Consider the following 15,749-nt stretch of genomic DNA (forward strand, 5'->3'; position numbering starts at 1 on the left):
TGTAAGCATGTCTTATACCATCCGCTAAACCATCTGTTCCAGGAACTCCCGGCCGTTAAAGGGTTCCAGGGCTTCGAGCTTCTCGCCGGAGCCGATGAAGCGGGTGGGGAGGCCTAGTTCGTTCTGGATGGCGATGACGGCGCCGCCTTTGCCGCTGCCGTCGAGTTTGGTGACGATGACGCCGGTGAGGCCGATGGATTGATGGAATTCCCGTGCCTGCTGGAGGGCGTTGCTGCCGGTGGTGGCGTCGACGACGATCCAGACTTCGTGCGGGGCCTCGGGGTCGTGCTTGGCGAGGGTCGTCTTGATCTTGGTCAGCTCGGCCATGAGGTTGGACTTGGTGTGGAGGCGGCCCGCGGTGTCGCAGATGAGGAACTCGATCTGCTGGCGGTCGGCGGCGCTGTAGGCGTCGTAACAGAGGGCGGCCGGGTCGGCGTTGTACTGGCCTTTGATCATCCCGACGCCGATGCGCTCGGACCAGACGCCGAGCTGCTCGATGGCGGCGGCGCGGAAGGTGTCGGCGGCGGCCAGGAGCACGCTGTGGCGGCGGCTCTTGAGGAAGTAGGCGAGCTTGGCCGTGGTGGTGGTCTTGCCGGTGCCGTTGACGCCGACCATGAGGATGACCTTCGGCTTGGAGGGGAGGGGGCGCAGCGGCGGGTTATCGAAGGGAAGGACTTTGGCGATCTCTGCCCGGGTGACTTCGACGATGTCGTTGGTTGTGACGTTTTCCCGCAGCTGGAGGGCGGCGAGGATTTTCATGGACATCGGCACGCCCAGGTCGGCCCGGATGAGGGTCTCCTCCAGCTCGTCCCAATCGACGGGTTTGCCGGTGAACTTCTGGACGAGGGTCTTAAAAAATCCGATGGCCATGGTGGAAGGAGTTTTTTTCCTATTCCGGCTTGGCCGCGCGGGCCGGGCGGGGGAGTTCGCCCCGGATGCGGTCCAGCACGCCGTTGACGAAGCGGCCTGATTCGTCGGAGCCGAAGCGTTTGGCGATTTCGATGGCTTCGTTGATGGAAACCACCGGCGGGACGTCTGGACAGTAGAGCATCTCGTAGACGGCGATGCGCAGGATGTTCCGGTCCACGGCGGCGATGCGGTGGAGGTCGTAGTTGGCGGCGGCGGCGCGGATGCGCTCGTCGATTTCCTCCTGGTGCTCCATGACGCCCTGGGCGATGGCCAGGCCGAAGTCGCGCACTTTTTTGACGGCGGGGCGCAGGTCCCAGAATTCCTGGAGCGTTTCGGCGCTGACTCCGGCGTTGAGGTCGCGTTGATACAAAAATTGGACGGCGGTTTCCCGGCCTTCTCGACGCGCTCCCATACTACTTGATCTTGATTTCGTCCATGACGGTGGCCACCTGGAGGGCGGCGCGGGCGGCTTCGACGCCGCGGTTGTGGGATTCGCCCAGGGTGCGGGAGCGGGCTTGGGCCTCGTTGTCGACTAAGAGGACTTCGTGGATTACCGGCACGCGGAAGCGCAGGGCGATGGTTTGTAGGGACTGGGTGATGGCGTTGCCGATGAGGTCGGCGTGGGCTGTCTGGCCGCGAATGATGACGCCGAGGGCGATGATGCCGTCGAGGTCTCCCTTGGCGGCGACTTCCTGGACGACGACGGGGATTTCAAACGCTCCGGGGACTTCGTACTGGGTGATGGTGCATTTCGGCGCGAGTGCCTCGAGCTCTTTGCGGGTGGAATCGACGAGGCCCCGCACGTAATCCGGGTTGTATTGGCTGGCGACGATGGCAAAAGCGCGCCGGGCGGCAAAGGTGTGGCGAGGGCGTTGTGGAGCGAGGTTGGACATAGAAAGGTAGGGGCGACTGTAGGCAATCGCCCGCTAAATAGCAAGGAGGGCTGGAATTAGAGCAGGTGCCCCATGCGGAGGCGCTTGGTTTCCAGGTAGCGGGCGTTGTGCGGGTTGGCCGGGATGCGGATCGGCACGATTTTCACGATTTTCAGGCCGTAGGCTTCCAGGCCGATGACTTTTTTCGGGTTGTTGGTCAGGAGGCGCATCTTGTGTACGCCCAGGTCGGCGAGGATTTGCGCGCCGATGCCGTATTCGCGAAGTTCGCCCGGGAAGCCGAGTTTTTCGTTGGCCTCGACGGTGTCGAAGCCCTGTTCCTGGAGTTTGTAGGCGTGGATTTTGGCGGGCAAGCCGATGCCCCGGCCTTCCTGGCGCATGTAGATGACGACGCCTGCGCCTTCGGCCTCGATCTGCTTCATGGCGGTCTGGAGCTGTGGGCCGCAGTCGCACCGCTTGGAGCCAAAGACATCGCCGGTGAGGCATTCGCTGTGGATGCGCACGAGGGTGTCGGCGGTTGGGTCGATGTCGCCTTTGACGAGTGCGAGGTGGTGGGCGTTGTCGACGAGGGAGCGGTACATGTGGAGCTGAAAGTCGCCGTACTCGGTGGGGAGGTTGATGACTTGCTCTTTTTCGATGAGGCGCTCGTTGCGGCGGCGGTAGGAGATGAGGTCCTCGACGGTGGCGATTTTGAGGCCGTGCTTTTGGGCGAATTTCTGGAGGTCGTCCTGGCGGGCCATGGTGCCGTCGTCGTTGATGATTTCGCAGCAGACTCCGGCGGGCTGGAGCCCGGCGAGGCGGGCGAGGTCGACGGTGGCCTCGGTGTGGCCTGAGCGCTGGAGAACGCCGCCGGGCTTGGCCTGGAGGGGGAAGATGTGGCCGGGCTGGACGAGGTCGTCCGGTGTGGCGTTGGGATCGACCAGGACGTGGACGGTGGCGGCGCGGTCGGCGGCGCTGATGCCGGTGGTGACGCCGTGGGCGGCGTCGACGGAGACGGTGAAGGCGGTTTTCTGGCTTTCGCGGTTTTCCAACACCATGCGCTGGAGGCCGAGCTGCTGGGCGCGTTCGTGGGTGATGGGGGCGCAGACGAGCCCACGGGCGTGGGTGATCATGAAGTTGATGTCGGGGGCGGTCACCTTTTCGGCGGCCATGATGAGGTCTCCCTCGTTTTCACGCCCCGGGTCATCGGTGATGATGACCATTTTGCCAGCGCGTACATCGGCCAGCACTTCTTCAATGGTGTTGAACTGCGTCTTCATCGGAACCCTCATTCATACCCCGGCCTGGGGGAAAATGCGAGAAAAGACCAGAGGATTACCTGGGGAATGCCCCAGAGGCGGCGGGGCGCACAGAGAGTACGGAGGGAAAGGCGGGCGGTTTTTTTGGGGCTTTTTTTGGGCGCGCGCCTGCTCTTGGGGCCCGTTACGAGGGGGTTAGCTGCCCCAGGGGCCGCCAAAACCTTTGGGGCGCTGAAAGGTGATGAGCGGTGAGCCGCTGGTGCCTTTGGAGGAGGGGTCCGGGATGCCAAAAAAGGCGGCAAGGGTGGCGGCGACGTCGCGGAAGGTCTCGCGCACGCCGAGCGGGAGGGTGCGGCCGCCGTAGCGCAGGAGCACGGGGACTTCTTCGCGCGGGGCGGTGGGGGCGAGGGCGTCGGCGCGGTTGGTGCCCACGAGGATGAGGAGGCTGTCGGTGTCGACTTCCTCCAGGAAGCCCTGGACCCAGCCGTCGATCTCCTCCAGCTCTGCCGCGCGCTCGGGCGGGGTCGGCGCGGCGAAGGGGGTGAGCTGGGCAAAAAGGAGGCCGTTTTGCGGGATGCGCCAGAGGCGTTCAACGGTTTTGAGGCACTCGGCGGTGGTGGCCGCCGGGAAGGCGCGGGTGATGCCGCTGCGGGCAAAGGCGTCGTTGATCGGGCCGACGGCTTCGACGGCCAGGCCCCGGTCGGCGACGGCGTTGAGCAGGGTTTGCGGCGGTACGGAGGGCAGGACGAGGGTGGGGCTCTCTGGGGGTTCGGACGGGTAGCGGCCTTCGACCCGGGCGATGTGCCACCAGTTGGCCACGCGGCGCACGGCGCGGCAAAGGTAGGAGAGCTGGGTGGCGGAAAAGGCGGCCGGATCGGCCCAGACGCGCAGGGTGGAGGCCGGGCCGGGGCTCAGAATGGGGTGGCCGGTTTCGCGCTGCTGTGCGAAAAGCGCCTCGGGCACGGTTTCGTCCGGGGAGTAGAGGAATTCCGCGCGGCATTCGCGGGAGAGCACGGCCACGGCGTCGGGCGGCAGCGCGCGGGGATCGCCGAAGGGGACGGGGAGGGTCACGCCAGCCAGTTCCCAAAGGCCGCTCAGGGCATCGGCTCCGGCGGAACGCTGGATCATGCGGCCGTAGCTGGCGATGCACTTGCGCGCGGGCGGGTCGAAGACGCGGCCTTTCAAGATTTCGCCCAGGCCGAGGGCGTAAAGGTTGGGCAGCTCCAGTTCGGGGACGTCGTGGAGCAGCTGCGCGAGGGTGTTCGGGCAGGGGTGGTCTAGAAGACGCCCGACACCGAGGGATTCGACGGCTATAAGAAGCGCGCGCATTTGAGCCCCACCGTAATGCGGGGGGCTGGAAAGAGCAAGGGATTGCCCCCTGCTCTACTGATTCAAATACCCGTTGATGGCTGCCGCGGCCCGCTTGCCGTCGCCCATGGCGAGGATGACGGTGGCCGCGCCGCGCACGATGTCGCCGCCTGCGAAGACGCCCGGTAGGCTCGTCATGCCGTTCTCGTCGATCTCGATGTTGCCCCATTTGTTGAGCTTCAGCTCGGGGCAGGTCGCGGTGAGCAGCGGGTTGGCCTTGGTGCCGATGGCCACGACTACGGTGTCGCATTCGAGTACGAATTCCGAGCCGGGGACGACCTGCGGACGGCGGCGGCCGGAGGCGTCGGGCTCGCCGAGCTCCATCCGGTTGCACTTGAGGCCGGTGACCCAGCGTTTTTCGTCGCCGATGACCTCCAGCGGGGCCACGAGGAGCTGAAAATCAACCCCTTCGGCGGCGGCGTGGTGGACTTCCTCGACGCGCGCGGGCATTTCTTCCTTCGTGCGGCGGTAGACGATCATGGCTTGCTCGGCACCGAGGCGCTTGGCGGTGCGCACGGCGTCCATGGCGACATTGCCGCCACCGACGACGGCCACTTTCTTGCCGATCAAGACGGGCGTGGAGCCCTCTTCTTTGCGGTAGGCTTCCATGAGGTTCACGCGGGTAAGGTACTCGTTGGCCGCGTAGACGCCTTTGAAGTTCTCGCCGGGGACGTTCATGAACTGCGGAAGGCCCGCGCCGTTGGCGATGAAGATGGCGTCGAACTGCTCTTGAAGCTCGGGGATGGTGTAGGTGCGCCCGATGACGACGTTGCACTCGATTTTGACGCCCGCCTGGGTGAGGCGCTCGACTTCTGCCGCGACGATGGCTTTCGGCAGGCGGAATTCCGGGATGCCGTAAACGAGCACGCCGCCCGGTTTGTGGAGGGCTTCGTAAAGGGTGACGTCGTGGCCTTTCTTGGCCAGCTCTCCGGCGGCGGTCAGGCCTGCGGGACCCGCGCCCACGATGGCGACTTTCTTGCCGGTTGGAGCAGGGGCTTCATCGGCGGCGACGGCTCCGCAGTTGCGGGCCCAGTCGGCGACGAAGCGTTCCAGGTAGCCGATGGCCACCGGCTGGCCTTTAAGCCCCCGGATGCACGAGCCTTCGCACTGTTCCTCCTGCGGGCAGACACGGCCCGAGATGCAGGGGAGCGCGTTGTCGCCCAGGAGGCTCTTGGCCGCGCCCGCGAAATCCCCTTGAGCCACGAGGCCCACGAATTTCGGAATATCGGTCATGACCGGGCAGCCCTGGATGCACTTGGCCTGTTTACACTGGAGACAGCGCTGGGCTTCGAGCAGCGCGAGCTGTTCGCTGAAGCCGAGGTTGACCTCTTTAAAGTTGCCGCTGCGAACGGTGGCGTCCTGTTCCGGCATGGTTTGCCGGGAAATTTGCATCCGTTCTTTGGGAGAAAGTTGGGTGGCCATAGAGGGAGAAAATTTGGGGGTTGGAGGTTTACTTTCGGATGCGGCAGTCGCCATCGGCGCAGGCGCTGGCGGCGCGTTGTTCGAATTCGCGGTAGGTGCCGAGGCGGTCCCACAGCAGCTCGAAATCGACGAGGTGGCCGTCGAACTCGGGGCCGTCCACGCAGGCAAATTTCGTTTCCCCGCCCACGTCCACGCGGCAGCCGCCGCACATCCCCGTGCCGTCGACCATCACTGGGTTGAGCGAAACGATGGTGTGCACGCCGAAGGGGCGCGTGAGGTTGGCGACGGCGCGCATCATCGGCACCGGGCCCACGGCGTAGACGATATCCACGCCGCCTTTTTCCAGCACTTCCTTGGCCGCGTCGGTCACGAAACCCTTGCGCCCATGGCTGCCGTCGTCGGTGCAGACGATGACTTCGCCGCACTTTTGGAGTTCTTCTTCGAAAATGACCCACTCCTTGGAGCGGCCGCCGATGACGCTGACGACCTGCACGCCGTGCGCGGCCAGAGCCTTGGCGATGGGGTGAACGACGGCTGTGCCAACGCCGCCGCCGATACAGAGCGCTTTGCCCTTTTCGATCAGCTCGGTCGGGTGGCCCAGCGGGCCGGAAACGTCGCGAATTGCTTCGCCGACTTCCAGGGCCACCAGCTCCTTGGTTGATTTGCCGACGGCCTGGATGACCAACGAAATCGTGCCTGCCTGCGGATCGGCGTCGGCGATGGTGAGGGGGATGCGTTCGGCTCCCTCGGCGGCCCGGACAATGACGAACTGCCCCGGTTTCTTGATTTCGGCGATGCGCGTTGCCTGTACGTCGAGGCGGGTGACGTTGGGGCTGAGCTGTTTTTTGGCCAGGATCGGATGCATAGAAGGGTAGGTGAAGGTAGCCTCATCGGGAGAGCGAGGCAATCCAAACGTGCAAACGTGCCGTTTGATCCATTTTCCTCGTTCCCAATCTCCCGATTGGGAACGTCTTCTGTCTGCGAATCTTTGATTCGTTGCGTGAGGTGATGGAATCAGAGATTCCCAGACAAGGGCGTTACGAATCTGGAGATTCGTAACCAGGAGGCTAATGAAAGCCGCAGAAATGGAAAGCGCGCACGGGTCGAGGCGGCGGGCGTAAGCCGACGCTATCGCGCGGTAGCGCGTAATGGGTCCAGCCTCAGGCTGGGGAAACCGGGAGAAGAGGCATATCCCCCGCCTCTTCCCCCGGTCCAACTGACTGAATTGGCTCTAAATGGATTGGCTAAAAGAATTGTCGGCCTTACCGCTTCTTAATCTCCTTGAGCGAAGGGGCTTCCTTCGAGCACTTGTAAAATTGATCCAGCGGGTAGCAGCCGCTTGGCAGGCCGTTGCGCGGAGCCGTCGTGCAGTCGCTGAACGTGCGGCAGACCATGCGCGTTTCGCACGGCTTGCCTTCCACCGCGTCAGCCAACATGCGCGGATAAGAGAGCACCGCTCGGCCAATGCCCACGCTGTCCACATACCCGTGGCGCAGGTAGTACTGAGCCACATGTGGCATGTATTCCTGCAAATAGCTGTAGCCGGTGCCGACCAGGATCAGGTCCGGGAACTTCGCCTTCAGCTCCTTAACGACATTGAGCTGACGGGCCACGCCGACGAGCGGGTCTTCCAGAAGCTGGTAGCCGTCCGAGGGCGGGTAGCCCGCCGGACGCCCGATGTGCGGATTGTAGTACGGGCTGGCCGCCGAGAGATTGACGAGCCGGATGTCCAACTGGCGCAGTAGATCCAGGAACTGGAGCGGTTCGGTGAGATCGTATTCCAGCGGGTTCTCCTGATTGACCCCAAACGCGTAGCGGTACGGCAGACAGTGAGAGAAATCCTCGGGAATGCCGGGGCCGAGCTTGCCGGGTTCGGCCGCCTCGGGGTTCGGCTTGTAGGGGACCACGTCAAACGCGCTCAGGCGCACGCCGATGCCGAGCTTCGGAGCCACCGCGCGGATGGCGGCGACGATCTCGCGCAACGGGCGGGTGCGGTTCTCGAACGAGCCGCCGTATTTGCCGGGGCGTGTGTGGGCGGAGAGGAATTCGTGGAGCAGGTAGCCGTGGCAATGCTTTACATCCACGAAATCCGCGCCGACTTCCCAGGCGATCTTGGCCGCGCGGGCGTAATCCTCCACGAGGCGCTCCACCTCGTCGTCCGTCATGATCTGCGCGTCGCTGGTGACGTTGAATTTTTTGTCGAGGATCGGGTGGCGGTAGGCCACGCGGCTTTCGAGCTTCTTCTTATCGTTCGGGCGGCAGAAGCGGCCGGAGTGGGTGAGCTGGAAGCCGATGATGAGGTCGTCGGTGTTGCCAAAGCCTTTCTGATGGGCCTCCACAGCCGCTTCGCGCAGCTTGGCGATGCCCGCTTTATTTTCCTCGTTGATGATGATCTGGTTCGGATTGGCGCGGCCCTCGGGCTTCACGGCCATGGCCTCGCCACCCCAGATGAGCTTTGCGCCGCTTTCGCCGAAACGTTCCCAGCGGCGGACCATCGGCTCGGTGATGCCGCCGGTCGTCGTGCCGTCCCAGCCTTCCATCGGGTGGATCGTCCAGCTATTGCCGATGGTGCGGCCGTTCCAGGGAATCGGCTTCGCCAGCGGGGAGTCACTTCCCACGGCGATGCTGTCTTCGATCTGGAGGTCGATGCCCAGTTCCGCGACGTATTGGCGGAATTGCTCGACCGTGCGGAGGAGGGGAATGCGGGTGATTTTCATAGAAGGAGAGGAGGTGGGGGAGGCTTAGGCGAAGAAGGTCAGGTAAGGTTCGTTGCTGGCGGCGCGCTGAATGTAGAGGGCCAGTTCGCGCAGGTGGTAATCGCCCCACATGCTCGACTCGCCGTTGGGCACTTTCTGGCCGTCGGGGATGTAGTCCCAGCCGTTCGGGCGGTGATAGACGGAGTGGAGGAGCAGGCCTTGGTGGTTCGGGTCGCGGCTGAGGTAGGGTTCGCCAAAGAGCGTCTCGGCGGTGGTGAGCCCCGCCTGCCAGTAGCGTTCGCCCCGGGCGTCGCCCTTCGCGGTGAGGTAATGGCCCAGGCGCAGGAGGCCTTGCGCGCTGATCGCGGCGGCGGTGCTGTCCACGGGCTCGTAGTCGTTGTACGGCTCGGCCGGGCGGTCGAGGTAGTTGCCCAGTTTATAAAGCAGCGGCGCGCCGGTGTCCCAGTACGGGATGCCGTCGGTGGGCGTTTCGTCGAGGTAGAAATCGGCGGTGGCGAGCGCGGGGCGCAGGAACTCGGCCTCGATCTTGGCGCGGCCTCCGAAGGGCTCCAGCTCGGCGTCGGAGAGCGTGGCCAGGAATTCCAGCTGCTCGGGGTAGCCCAGGAGAATCCAGGAAAGCCCGCGCGTCCAGGTGGTAAAGGGCGAGTAGCCCTGCTGCGAATTCGGGCAACGGAAATTGCCGTCATTCATATTGAAAATGCTCTCGTGCGCCGTGCGGCCCCGCACATCGTAGGCATCGCGCCCCTCGCCGTAGAACACGGCGTATGCGGCCGTGGTCCGGGCGTGGAAGATGAGGCGTTCGAGAAGCGAGATTTTCGCATCGCGTTCGCCCATCAGCACGTGGCCGAGTTTGTGGGAGACCGCCAGCGCACGGAGTGAACGGATGGTGTCTGCAAAGAGGGATTGCGGGCCGTTGAAGGAGTAAATGTAGCCCTCGCCGTTGGCGATTTTGCTCCAGCGCGAGGCCTGCACCGCCCCGCTGCACTTGAGCGCCAATTCGTAGAGCTGCTTTTCGCGTCCCTCGGCGGCGATTTTCCCCTCGTTGACGAGCCTGAGCAGGTTGCCGTAGGTGCTGACGTTGTTGAACCCGTGATCGTGGACGCCCGTGTGGGTGATGTGGTGGGCCATCCTGGTCAGCGTTTTTTCGCGCCCGAGCTCCAGGAACGCCTCGTCCCCCGTGGCGTCGAACTGATAGAGCGCCGAGCCGTAGACGAACCCTTGCGTCCACTCCGTCCAGCCGCGTGCGGTGTACTTGCCCTTCACCGTGAAGACCGGCGTGGCGGCTCCCGGCACGTCGTCCTTATCGATGGAGAGGATCTTGGGAGCCGAGGCTTCCCAGAGGGTCTGGATCTTGCCGCAGAGATCGGCGGGCCGGAGCTGGTTCTTAATTTCGATCATGGGATATTATTTTTTTTGGGGGGAGAAAAAACCTGGAGGTGCCTAGAGCCGCTGAATGTGGAAGCCGCCGTCGACCTTGAACACCTGCCCCGTGGAGTAGGGGAAGAGGCCGCTGGCGATGGCGACGACCGCCTTGCCGATGTCGGCGGGCAGCCCCCAGCGGTTGATCGGCGTAATGCCTTCTGCGAAAAGCCGGTCGTATTTTTCCTTCACCGTCCCGGTCATGTCCGTGGCGATGATGCCGGGCTGGATTTCGTAGACGTTAATGCCGAACTCGGCCAGGCGCGCGGCGTAAAGCTTGGTCATCATCGAGAGCCCGGCTTTCGTAATACAGTAGTCGCCCCGGTTCACCGAAGCCACGAAGCTCGACATGCTGGAAACCGTCACGACGGACTTCAGCGCGCCCTCCAGCGGGGCCGATTCGCGCATGAGCTTGGACGCTAGCTGGGTGAGGAAGTATGGGCCCTTTAAATTAATGGAAACCAGCCGGTCAAAGCTTTCCTCGGAGGCTTCAAGCAAGTCCTCGCGCACCTTCGGGGCAACGCCCGCGTTATTGACGAGCACATCGAGCCGCCCGAAATTGGAGCTCACGAAATCGACGAGCGCCGCGCGGTCCTCGGTCTTGGAAATATCCCCCTGGGCGATTTCCACCCGGATCTGCCCCTTCGCGGCCTCCAAACAGAGCTGCTGGCATTCCTGGGCCGCCGCCTCATTGCCCGCGTAATTGACCACGATATCGTGGGAGCCAGCTTTGGCGAGTTCCAGGGCGATTCCCCGGCCAATGCCGCGAGAGGAACCGGTAATGAGGGAAACGGGTTTCATGATGCCATTAGCTTACGACCTTGGACGAAACCGTGCTAGCACCAGCGGGGATTTTATTAGCACAAAATCACCCAAAGTGGGGGTCGGGGAAGATTTCACCACAAATTCCCATGCCCCGCAGGGGGGGGCCACGCGGCATGAAAAAAGAGGGGGAATATTGATACTCACGCAAAGGCGCAAAGGCGCAAAGAAAGGCAGGACTCTTTGCGCCTTTGCGTCTTTGCGTGAGTCCTCTGCCTTTTTTATAGGACACCTATTTTCGAGTCAGAGGACACAGAGAGCGCGGAGGGAAAGACAGAGGGGGTTGGGAGGAGGAGCTCACGAGAGGGAAAAAGATTGACCCTGTTTTGCCCCTCTGCGACCCTGTCGCCTTACATTTTAACTGCGAAAGCAGGGGCGGACCGCGAAAACCTCAGAAATTTAAGAAGGCCGCACATGCATAGTCGCACCGAAAGATCGGTGCGGCTCCGATGTGTCGTATCCTTCAAGGCCTTCTGAGGGCCCTCGCGAGTACGGCGCGGAAGGGCCGCACCCTATTTTCGGTTGCCACTATGAAACCACGGAAGAATACCTGCACCATCCCTCAGAATCCCCAGAAGCCATTTGCCGTTCACCACAACGACTACGGCATTTTTTCAGAGCTGCGAATTACCAATGTGGGTGGGGAAGCGGTGATCGCCGGGTTAACGATCAATGATGAGTTCCACCCAGCCGTTGAAGTTGGCGGCAAAGAGTGGTTTCGCCCGCTTGAGCTACCGCGAAAACTCTCTTTCGGAGATTCGCTGGCAGTGATGCTCCTCGGCCCTTCCGGTTACGTTCGGCTATCGGACTGCTACGGAGCTAATCCGAAAAAAGTCGAGGTGATTTTGGCCGATGGAACGGCGGTTCTCTTCGAGTGTTGGGAGATCATTCGATGCAAGGCGTAATGCCCCGCCGTTTCGCCGCGAAGAACCCCTTCAGCAAATCCCGGCACTCTTCCAGCCGCACGCCTTGGGTGATTTCGCACCGGTGGTTCAAATTCGGGCTCTGGACGATATTAAAATGCCCACCCGCGCCGCCGCCTTTGGGGTCCGGGCAGCCGAAAATGATCCGCGAGAACCGTACGTGTACGATCGCCCCCGCGCACATCGGGCATGGCTCCTTGGTCACGTAGAGCTCGCATTCGTTGAGCCGCCAGTTGCCCATCACGCTCTCGGCCTGGGTGATGGCCAGCATCTCCGCATGCGCCGTCGCATCGTTGAGGCTCTCCACTTGGTTGAATGCCCGCGCGATGACCCTCCCCTGGTGCGTTACCACGGCCCCGATGGGCACCTCGTCCGCCGCCGCCGCACGGTGCGCCTGCCGCAGCGCCTCGCCCATGAAGTAGGCGTCGCTGTGGAGGTCGATGATCGGTTCGGAGTCGGGAAAAGGTTCCATCCCCCGTATTTAGCATGAATTTTCGCCCTGGGGAGCGATTTATGTTTGCCAAACCCCCAGAATGCGGTAAATAACCCGGCTCTTTTCCGAATTTTTTACGTTAGAGACGCCACGACCATGAGCAACATCATCCAGACCATTGAGAAAGAACAACTGAAACCCGAAGTAACCTCCTTCAAGGTCGGCGACAGCGTCCGCGTTCACACCCGCGTCGTTGAAGGCGACAAGGAACGCATCCAGGTTTTCACCGGCATCGTTATCGCCCGCAAGGGATTCGATCTCAACGCCTCCTTCACCGTCCGCCGCATTTCCTACGGCGAAGGTGTCGAGCGCGTTTTCCCGGTTCACTCGCCCCGTATCGCCAAGATCGAGGTCGAGAAAGCTGGTATCGCTCGCCGCGCCAAGCTCAACTACCTCCGCGACCGCAAGGGCAAGCAAGCCATGGCCGTCCGCGAGAAGTCGGTGAACTAGCCGGTTCTTGTAGGTAATTTGTAGGTTTTTAGGGGATTACTCCCTTTCCAATCGCCATGCGGTGCTCTCTACGCCATGAGCGCCTCCTTCGTAAAGAAGGCATCGAGATCATCGCTGGCATTGACGAAGCAGGCCGCGGTCCGCTGGCTGGTCCAGTGGTCGCGGCCGCTGTCGTTTTACCCGAGGGCTTTAAGCACAAGGTCCTTACCGACTCCAAAAAGCTCAGCCCCGCCGTTCGCGAGGAGCTTTTTGCCGAGTTGACCGCCCCCGGGGCCGTCATCGCCTGGGCGGTTTCGGTGGTCGATCACGAGGAGATCGACAAAATCAACATTCTGCGCGCCACCCACCAGGGGATGCGCCGCGCCGTGACCGCGCTTTCCGTGGTCCCGCAGCACGCGTTGATCGACGGCCTGCCGGTGCGCCCGTTTCCCGTCCCGCAGACGGCGCTGGTCAAAGGTGATGCGCTGAGCTTTTCCATCGCCGCGGCGAGCATCATCGCCAAGGTCACGCGGGACCATATCATGCTGGAGATGGACGCGTGTTACCCCGAGTACCATTTTGCCCAACACAAAGGCTATGGAACTGAGGATCATCTTGCTATGCTTAAAGCCCATGGGCCTTGTCCAATCCATCGCCGCACTTTTCTTCCGGTCAAGCAAGCGCAGCTCGACCTCTTCTGACCCGCGCCACCGGCTGGGCCGCGAGGGGGAGCGGATTGCCGAGCGTTACTTGAAGCGCGCGGGCTACAAGATCCTCTATCGCAACTTCCGCGCGCCGCATGGCGGGGAGGTGGACCTGGTTTGCCGCGAGGGCGATACGCTGGTGTTTGCGGAGGTCAAGACGCGCACCTCCGAGGCCTTTGGCTCTCCGGCTGAAGCGGTGACGCGGGAAAAGGAGCGCCTCATCGCACGCGGCGCTCTGGAGTGGCTGCGCCTGCTGCACCACCCGGACATTTATTACCGCTTCGACATCGTGGAAGTGCGCATGGTCGCAGCCGAGGCAGAGGTGACGTTGATCCGCAACGCCTTCACGCTGCCGGAACCCTATATTGGGTAAAAAAGAAGCCTTGCCGGATCGAAATCGCGGCAAGGCTTGGATAGCTTTTTGATAGCTTAACTAAATCTTAATACTTAAGCGCTCAAGTGCTTAAGCGGCGGCTTCCAGCTTGTACTGAGCCGGGCCGACTTTCTTGATTCCGGAAATCTTCTTTCCGGTGGTCACGAACCAAACATAGAGGTTCTTGTAGTTGGCGTTAATTTTATCGGCGAGATCTTTAATGGAGATTCCTTCCGCGCCTGCTTGCGTCAATTCCTTAAGGATTTGGTCTTTGAGCGCGCCGCGAGCGACTTTGCGTTTGCGGGTCTTAACCGCTTTGACGGGCTTGGCTGCTTTGGCTGCTGTCTTTTGTTTTCCCTTGGCTTTCACGGCAGCCTTGGGGGCGGTTTCCACATTGCCTAAAAGCGCATAGCGAGCTTCGCCAACTTTCTTTAGGGCGTTAATCTTTTTAATATTAGCGCTGAACCAGGAATGAATATTGGCCGTTTTGACGCCGATGCGTTCTGCCAGCTCCTTGACGCTGACGCCCGCGCGGCCAGAGGCCTGGAGCACTTCGAGGATATCGCCGGCGAGTTCGCCGCGGCCTTTGCGTCCGCGCTTAGGCAATTTCTGCAAGGCTTTGCGTTCTTCCTTTACAGCGGCCCGGCGGGCAGCGGCCCCGTATAGTTCATTTTGAATTGTCGAAAGCCGTTGATTGATAGTGGCAATATGGCTTTGCAATGCGGCACGTTTCTCCTCAAGGGCGATTACTTCCTTAAGGCGTGCAATACGGGTGTTCTTAGACTTCATATTGGTTATGATTTTGCAAACTAGTTGATAGCTAGCAAGTTTATTTTTTTCAAATGATGAAAATAAACGTTGTGTTTTTGTTTAAATGTTTAGGAAAGCTAGTTTGCGTGAAGCCTGTTTGCGAGGCTTGATTGGGGCGGTTTGTTGTTCAATAATAGGCGTATGCCTACTTACATTTATGAAACGGTTGATGAGCCGCGCGAGCGGTTTGAAATCAAACAGAGCATGAAAGATAATGCGCTGACGCTTCATCCGGAAACGGGGAAACCGGTGCGCCGGGTTATATCAGGCGGCTATGGAATGATCGTTAAAACGGCCACGGTTATGGCCCCTTGCGGGGAGCCCGCGCCGCGTGGCGGTTGCTGCGGTGGCGGCTGCGCCTGCGGCCACGCTCACTAGCGGATTCGAAGAGATACTAACGGAGGCACCCATGCAACAACCGATGGAAGACAATTTTGCCGATGTCGTGTCGAAGGCACAACGCGGGTTGGGGCTGTCGGATTCCGAACTGGCGACACGCGCCGGAATTTCGCGCGAACAGTTGGCCGATATTAAAGCCGAGGTTTTCGATGCCGGGATTCTCCGCATGGTCGCCCCGGTGTTGCATCTCGACGCGGGGGTGTTGGCGGCGCTACCGGAGTACCGGCCCGCGCCGATCTCCGTTCCCGGGCTGGAGGCTTTTACCACGCGCTACGGCGGGATGCGCGTGAATGCCTATGTGGTATATGACCAGACGAGCGGCAAGGCGGCGGCGTTCGATACCGGCGCGGATGCCACGCCGATCCTTGAGTTTCTGCGCGCGCGGTCGCTGTCGCTCTTTGGCGTGTTTTTGACTCACACCCACGGGGATCATGTGGGCGATGTGGAAAACTTGACGCGCTCCACGGGGGCCACGGCGTGGGTCTCGGACCGGGAGCCGATGCATGGCGCGCGAGGGTTCGAGGACGGGCGGGGGTTCGAATGCGGGCCGCTGCGTATCGAGACGCTCTTAACCTGCGGCCATACGCGCGGCGGTACGAGCTACGCGGTTTACGGTTTGGATCGGCCGGTGGTGGTGGTGGGCGATGCACTTTTTGCCGGGTCCATGGGCGGCGCGATGGTTTCCTACGCCGATGCGCTGCGCACCAACCGGGAGAATCTCTTGACACTGCCCGCAAAGACGGTCATTTGTCCGGGGCACGGCCCGCTGACGACCGTGGCCGAGGAACGGGCGCACAATCCGTTTTTCGCCATGGGGAATGGGCCGGAATAAA

General features: G+C 61.9%; 18 protein-coding genes. 6 read left to right on the forward strand and 12 right to left on the reverse strand.

The window, feature by feature from the left end; genetic code table 11:
* Positions 1–24 precede the first annotated feature (24 nt).
* The 10 genes from ftsY to B2828_RS06525 form a co-directional block, all read right to left on the reverse strand.
* Positions 25–870: a signal recognition particle-docking protein FtsY gene (ftsY, locus tag B2828_RS06480; protein WP_479632886.1), complete on the reverse strand. Its 846-nt coding sequence runs from the start codon at positions 868–870 to the stop codon at positions 25–27.
* Between the two features lie 19 nt (positions 871–889).
* Positions 890–1,321: a transcription antitermination factor NusB gene (nusB, locus tag B2828_RS06485; RefSeq protein ID WP_479632887.1), complete on the reverse strand. Its 432-nt coding sequence runs from the start codon at positions 1,319–1,321 to the stop codon at positions 890–892.
* A 1-nt stretch (position 1,322) separates the two neighbouring features.
* Positions 1,323–1,802 (reverse strand): 6,7-dimethyl-8-ribityllumazine synthase, encoded by a 480-nt coding sequence (gene ribH / locus B2828_RS06490; RefSeq protein WP_479632888.1) that lies wholly within the window; start codon positions 1,800–1,802, stop codon positions 1,323–1,325.
* Between the two features lie 56 nt (positions 1,803–1,858).
* The gene (locus tag B2828_RS06495) at positions 1,859–3,058 is read right to left on the reverse strand and encodes a bifunctional 3,4-dihydroxy-2-butanone-4-phosphate synthase/GTP cyclohydrolase II (RefSeq protein ID WP_479632889.1); all 1,200 of its coding nucleotides are present in this window, start codon (positions 3,056–3,058) and stop codon (positions 1,859–1,861) included.
* A 174-nt stretch (positions 3,059–3,232) separates the two neighbouring features.
* A complete protein-coding gene (locus B2828_RS06500) occupies positions 3,233–4,366 on the reverse strand; it encodes an alkaline phosphatase family protein (RefSeq protein WP_479632890.1) in 1,134 nt (377 codons plus the stop codon).
* Between the two features lie 54 nt (positions 4,367–4,420).
* On the reverse strand, positions 4,421–5,827 hold the full coding sequence (gene gltA, locus B2828_RS06505) for an NADPH-dependent glutamate synthase (protein WP_479632891.1): 1,407 nt from the start codon (positions 5,825–5,827) through the stop codon (positions 4,421–4,423).
* A gap of 28 nt (positions 5,828–5,855) precedes the next feature.
* Positions 5,856–6,692 carry a sulfide/dihydroorotate dehydrogenase-like FAD/NAD-binding protein gene (locus tag B2828_RS06510; protein WP_479632892.1) on the reverse strand — a complete coding sequence of 279 codons (837 nt, stop codon included), beginning with the start codon at positions 6,690–6,692 and terminating at the stop codon, positions 5,856–5,858.
* A gap of 397 nt (positions 6,693–7,089) precedes the next feature.
* On the reverse strand, positions 7,090–8,544 hold the full coding sequence (locus B2828_RS06515) for an oxidoreductase (protein WP_479632893.1): 1,455 nt from the start codon (positions 8,542–8,544) through the stop codon (positions 7,090–7,092).
* A 24-nt stretch (positions 8,545–8,568) separates the two neighbouring features.
* The gene (locus tag B2828_RS06520; protein WP_479632894.1) at positions 8,569–9,942 is read right to left on the reverse strand and encodes a glycosyl hydrolase; all 1,374 of its coding nucleotides are present in this window, start codon (positions 9,940–9,942) and stop codon (positions 8,569–8,571) included.
* Positions 9,943–9,984: 42 nt separating this feature from the next.
* Entirely contained in the window at positions 9,985–10,764 is a 780-nt protein-coding gene (locus tag B2828_RS06525; protein WP_479632895.1) for a 3-ketoacyl-ACP reductase, read from the reverse strand.
* A 551-nt stretch (positions 10,765–11,315) separates the two neighbouring features.
* Between B2828_RS06525 and B2828_RS06530 the strand changes: the two genes are divergently transcribed.
* Entirely contained in the window at positions 11,316–11,690 is a 375-nt protein-coding gene (locus tag B2828_RS06530) for a hypothetical protein (RefSeq protein ID WP_479632896.1), read from the forward strand.
* Here B2828_RS06530 and tadA read toward each other — a convergent pair.
* Positions 11,671–12,180 (reverse strand): tRNA adenosine(34) deaminase TadA, encoded by a 510-nt coding sequence (gene tadA, locus B2828_RS06535; protein WP_479632897.1) that lies wholly within the window; start codon positions 12,178–12,180, stop codon positions 11,671–11,673. The two genes, B2828_RS06530 and tadA, sit on opposite strands and share 20 nt — an antisense overlap.
* A 117-nt stretch (positions 12,181–12,297) precedes the next feature.
* Between tadA and rplS the strand changes: the two genes are divergently transcribed.
* From rplS to B2828_RS06550, 3 genes are read left to right on the forward strand one after another with little or no spacing between them, the layout of a single operon-like run.
* Positions 12,298–12,651: a 50S ribosomal protein L19 gene (gene rplS, locus B2828_RS06540; RefSeq protein ID WP_479632898.1), complete on the forward strand. Its 354-nt coding sequence runs from the start codon at positions 12,298–12,300 to the stop codon at positions 12,649–12,651.
* 56 nt (positions 12,652–12,707) lie between these two features.
* Positions 12,708–13,331 (forward strand): ribonuclease HII, encoded by a 624-nt coding sequence (locus B2828_RS06545; protein ID WP_479632899.1) that lies wholly within the window; start codon positions 12,708–12,710, stop codon positions 13,329–13,331.
* Positions 13,264–13,707 (forward strand): YraN family protein, encoded by a 444-nt coding sequence (locus tag B2828_RS06550; RefSeq protein ID WP_479632900.1) that lies wholly within the window; start codon positions 13,264–13,266, stop codon positions 13,705–13,707. Before B2828_RS06545 ends, B2828_RS06550 begins: the two co-directional genes overlap by 68 nt.
* Before the next feature lie 90 nt (positions 13,708–13,797).
* Here the strand turns inward: B2828_RS06550 and B2828_RS06555 are convergent, their stop codons facing one another.
* The gene (locus B2828_RS06555; RefSeq protein ID WP_479632901.1) at positions 13,798–14,496 is read right to left on the reverse strand and encodes a hypothetical protein; all 699 of its coding nucleotides are present in this window, start codon (positions 14,494–14,496) and stop codon (positions 13,798–13,800) included.
* Positions 14,497–14,658: 162 nt separating this feature from the next.
* Between B2828_RS06555 and B2828_RS06560 the strand changes: the two genes are divergently transcribed.
* Positions 14,659–14,895, forward strand: a complete 237-nt coding sequence (locus tag B2828_RS06560) for an FmdB family zinc ribbon protein (protein ID WP_479632902.1) — start codon at positions 14,659–14,661, stop codon at positions 14,893–14,895.
* 31 nt (positions 14,896–14,926) lie between these two features.
* Entirely contained in the window at positions 14,927–15,748 is an 822-nt protein-coding gene (locus tag B2828_RS06565) for an MBL fold metallo-hydrolase (RefSeq protein ID WP_479632903.1), read from the forward strand.
* The last annotated feature ends 1 nt before the right edge of the window (position 15,749 follow it).

Source organism: Spartobacteria bacterium UBA695, assembly GCA_002298145.1.
GTDB lineage: Bacteria > Verrucomicrobiota > Verrucomicrobiia > Chthoniobacterales > Chthoniobacteraceae > UBA695.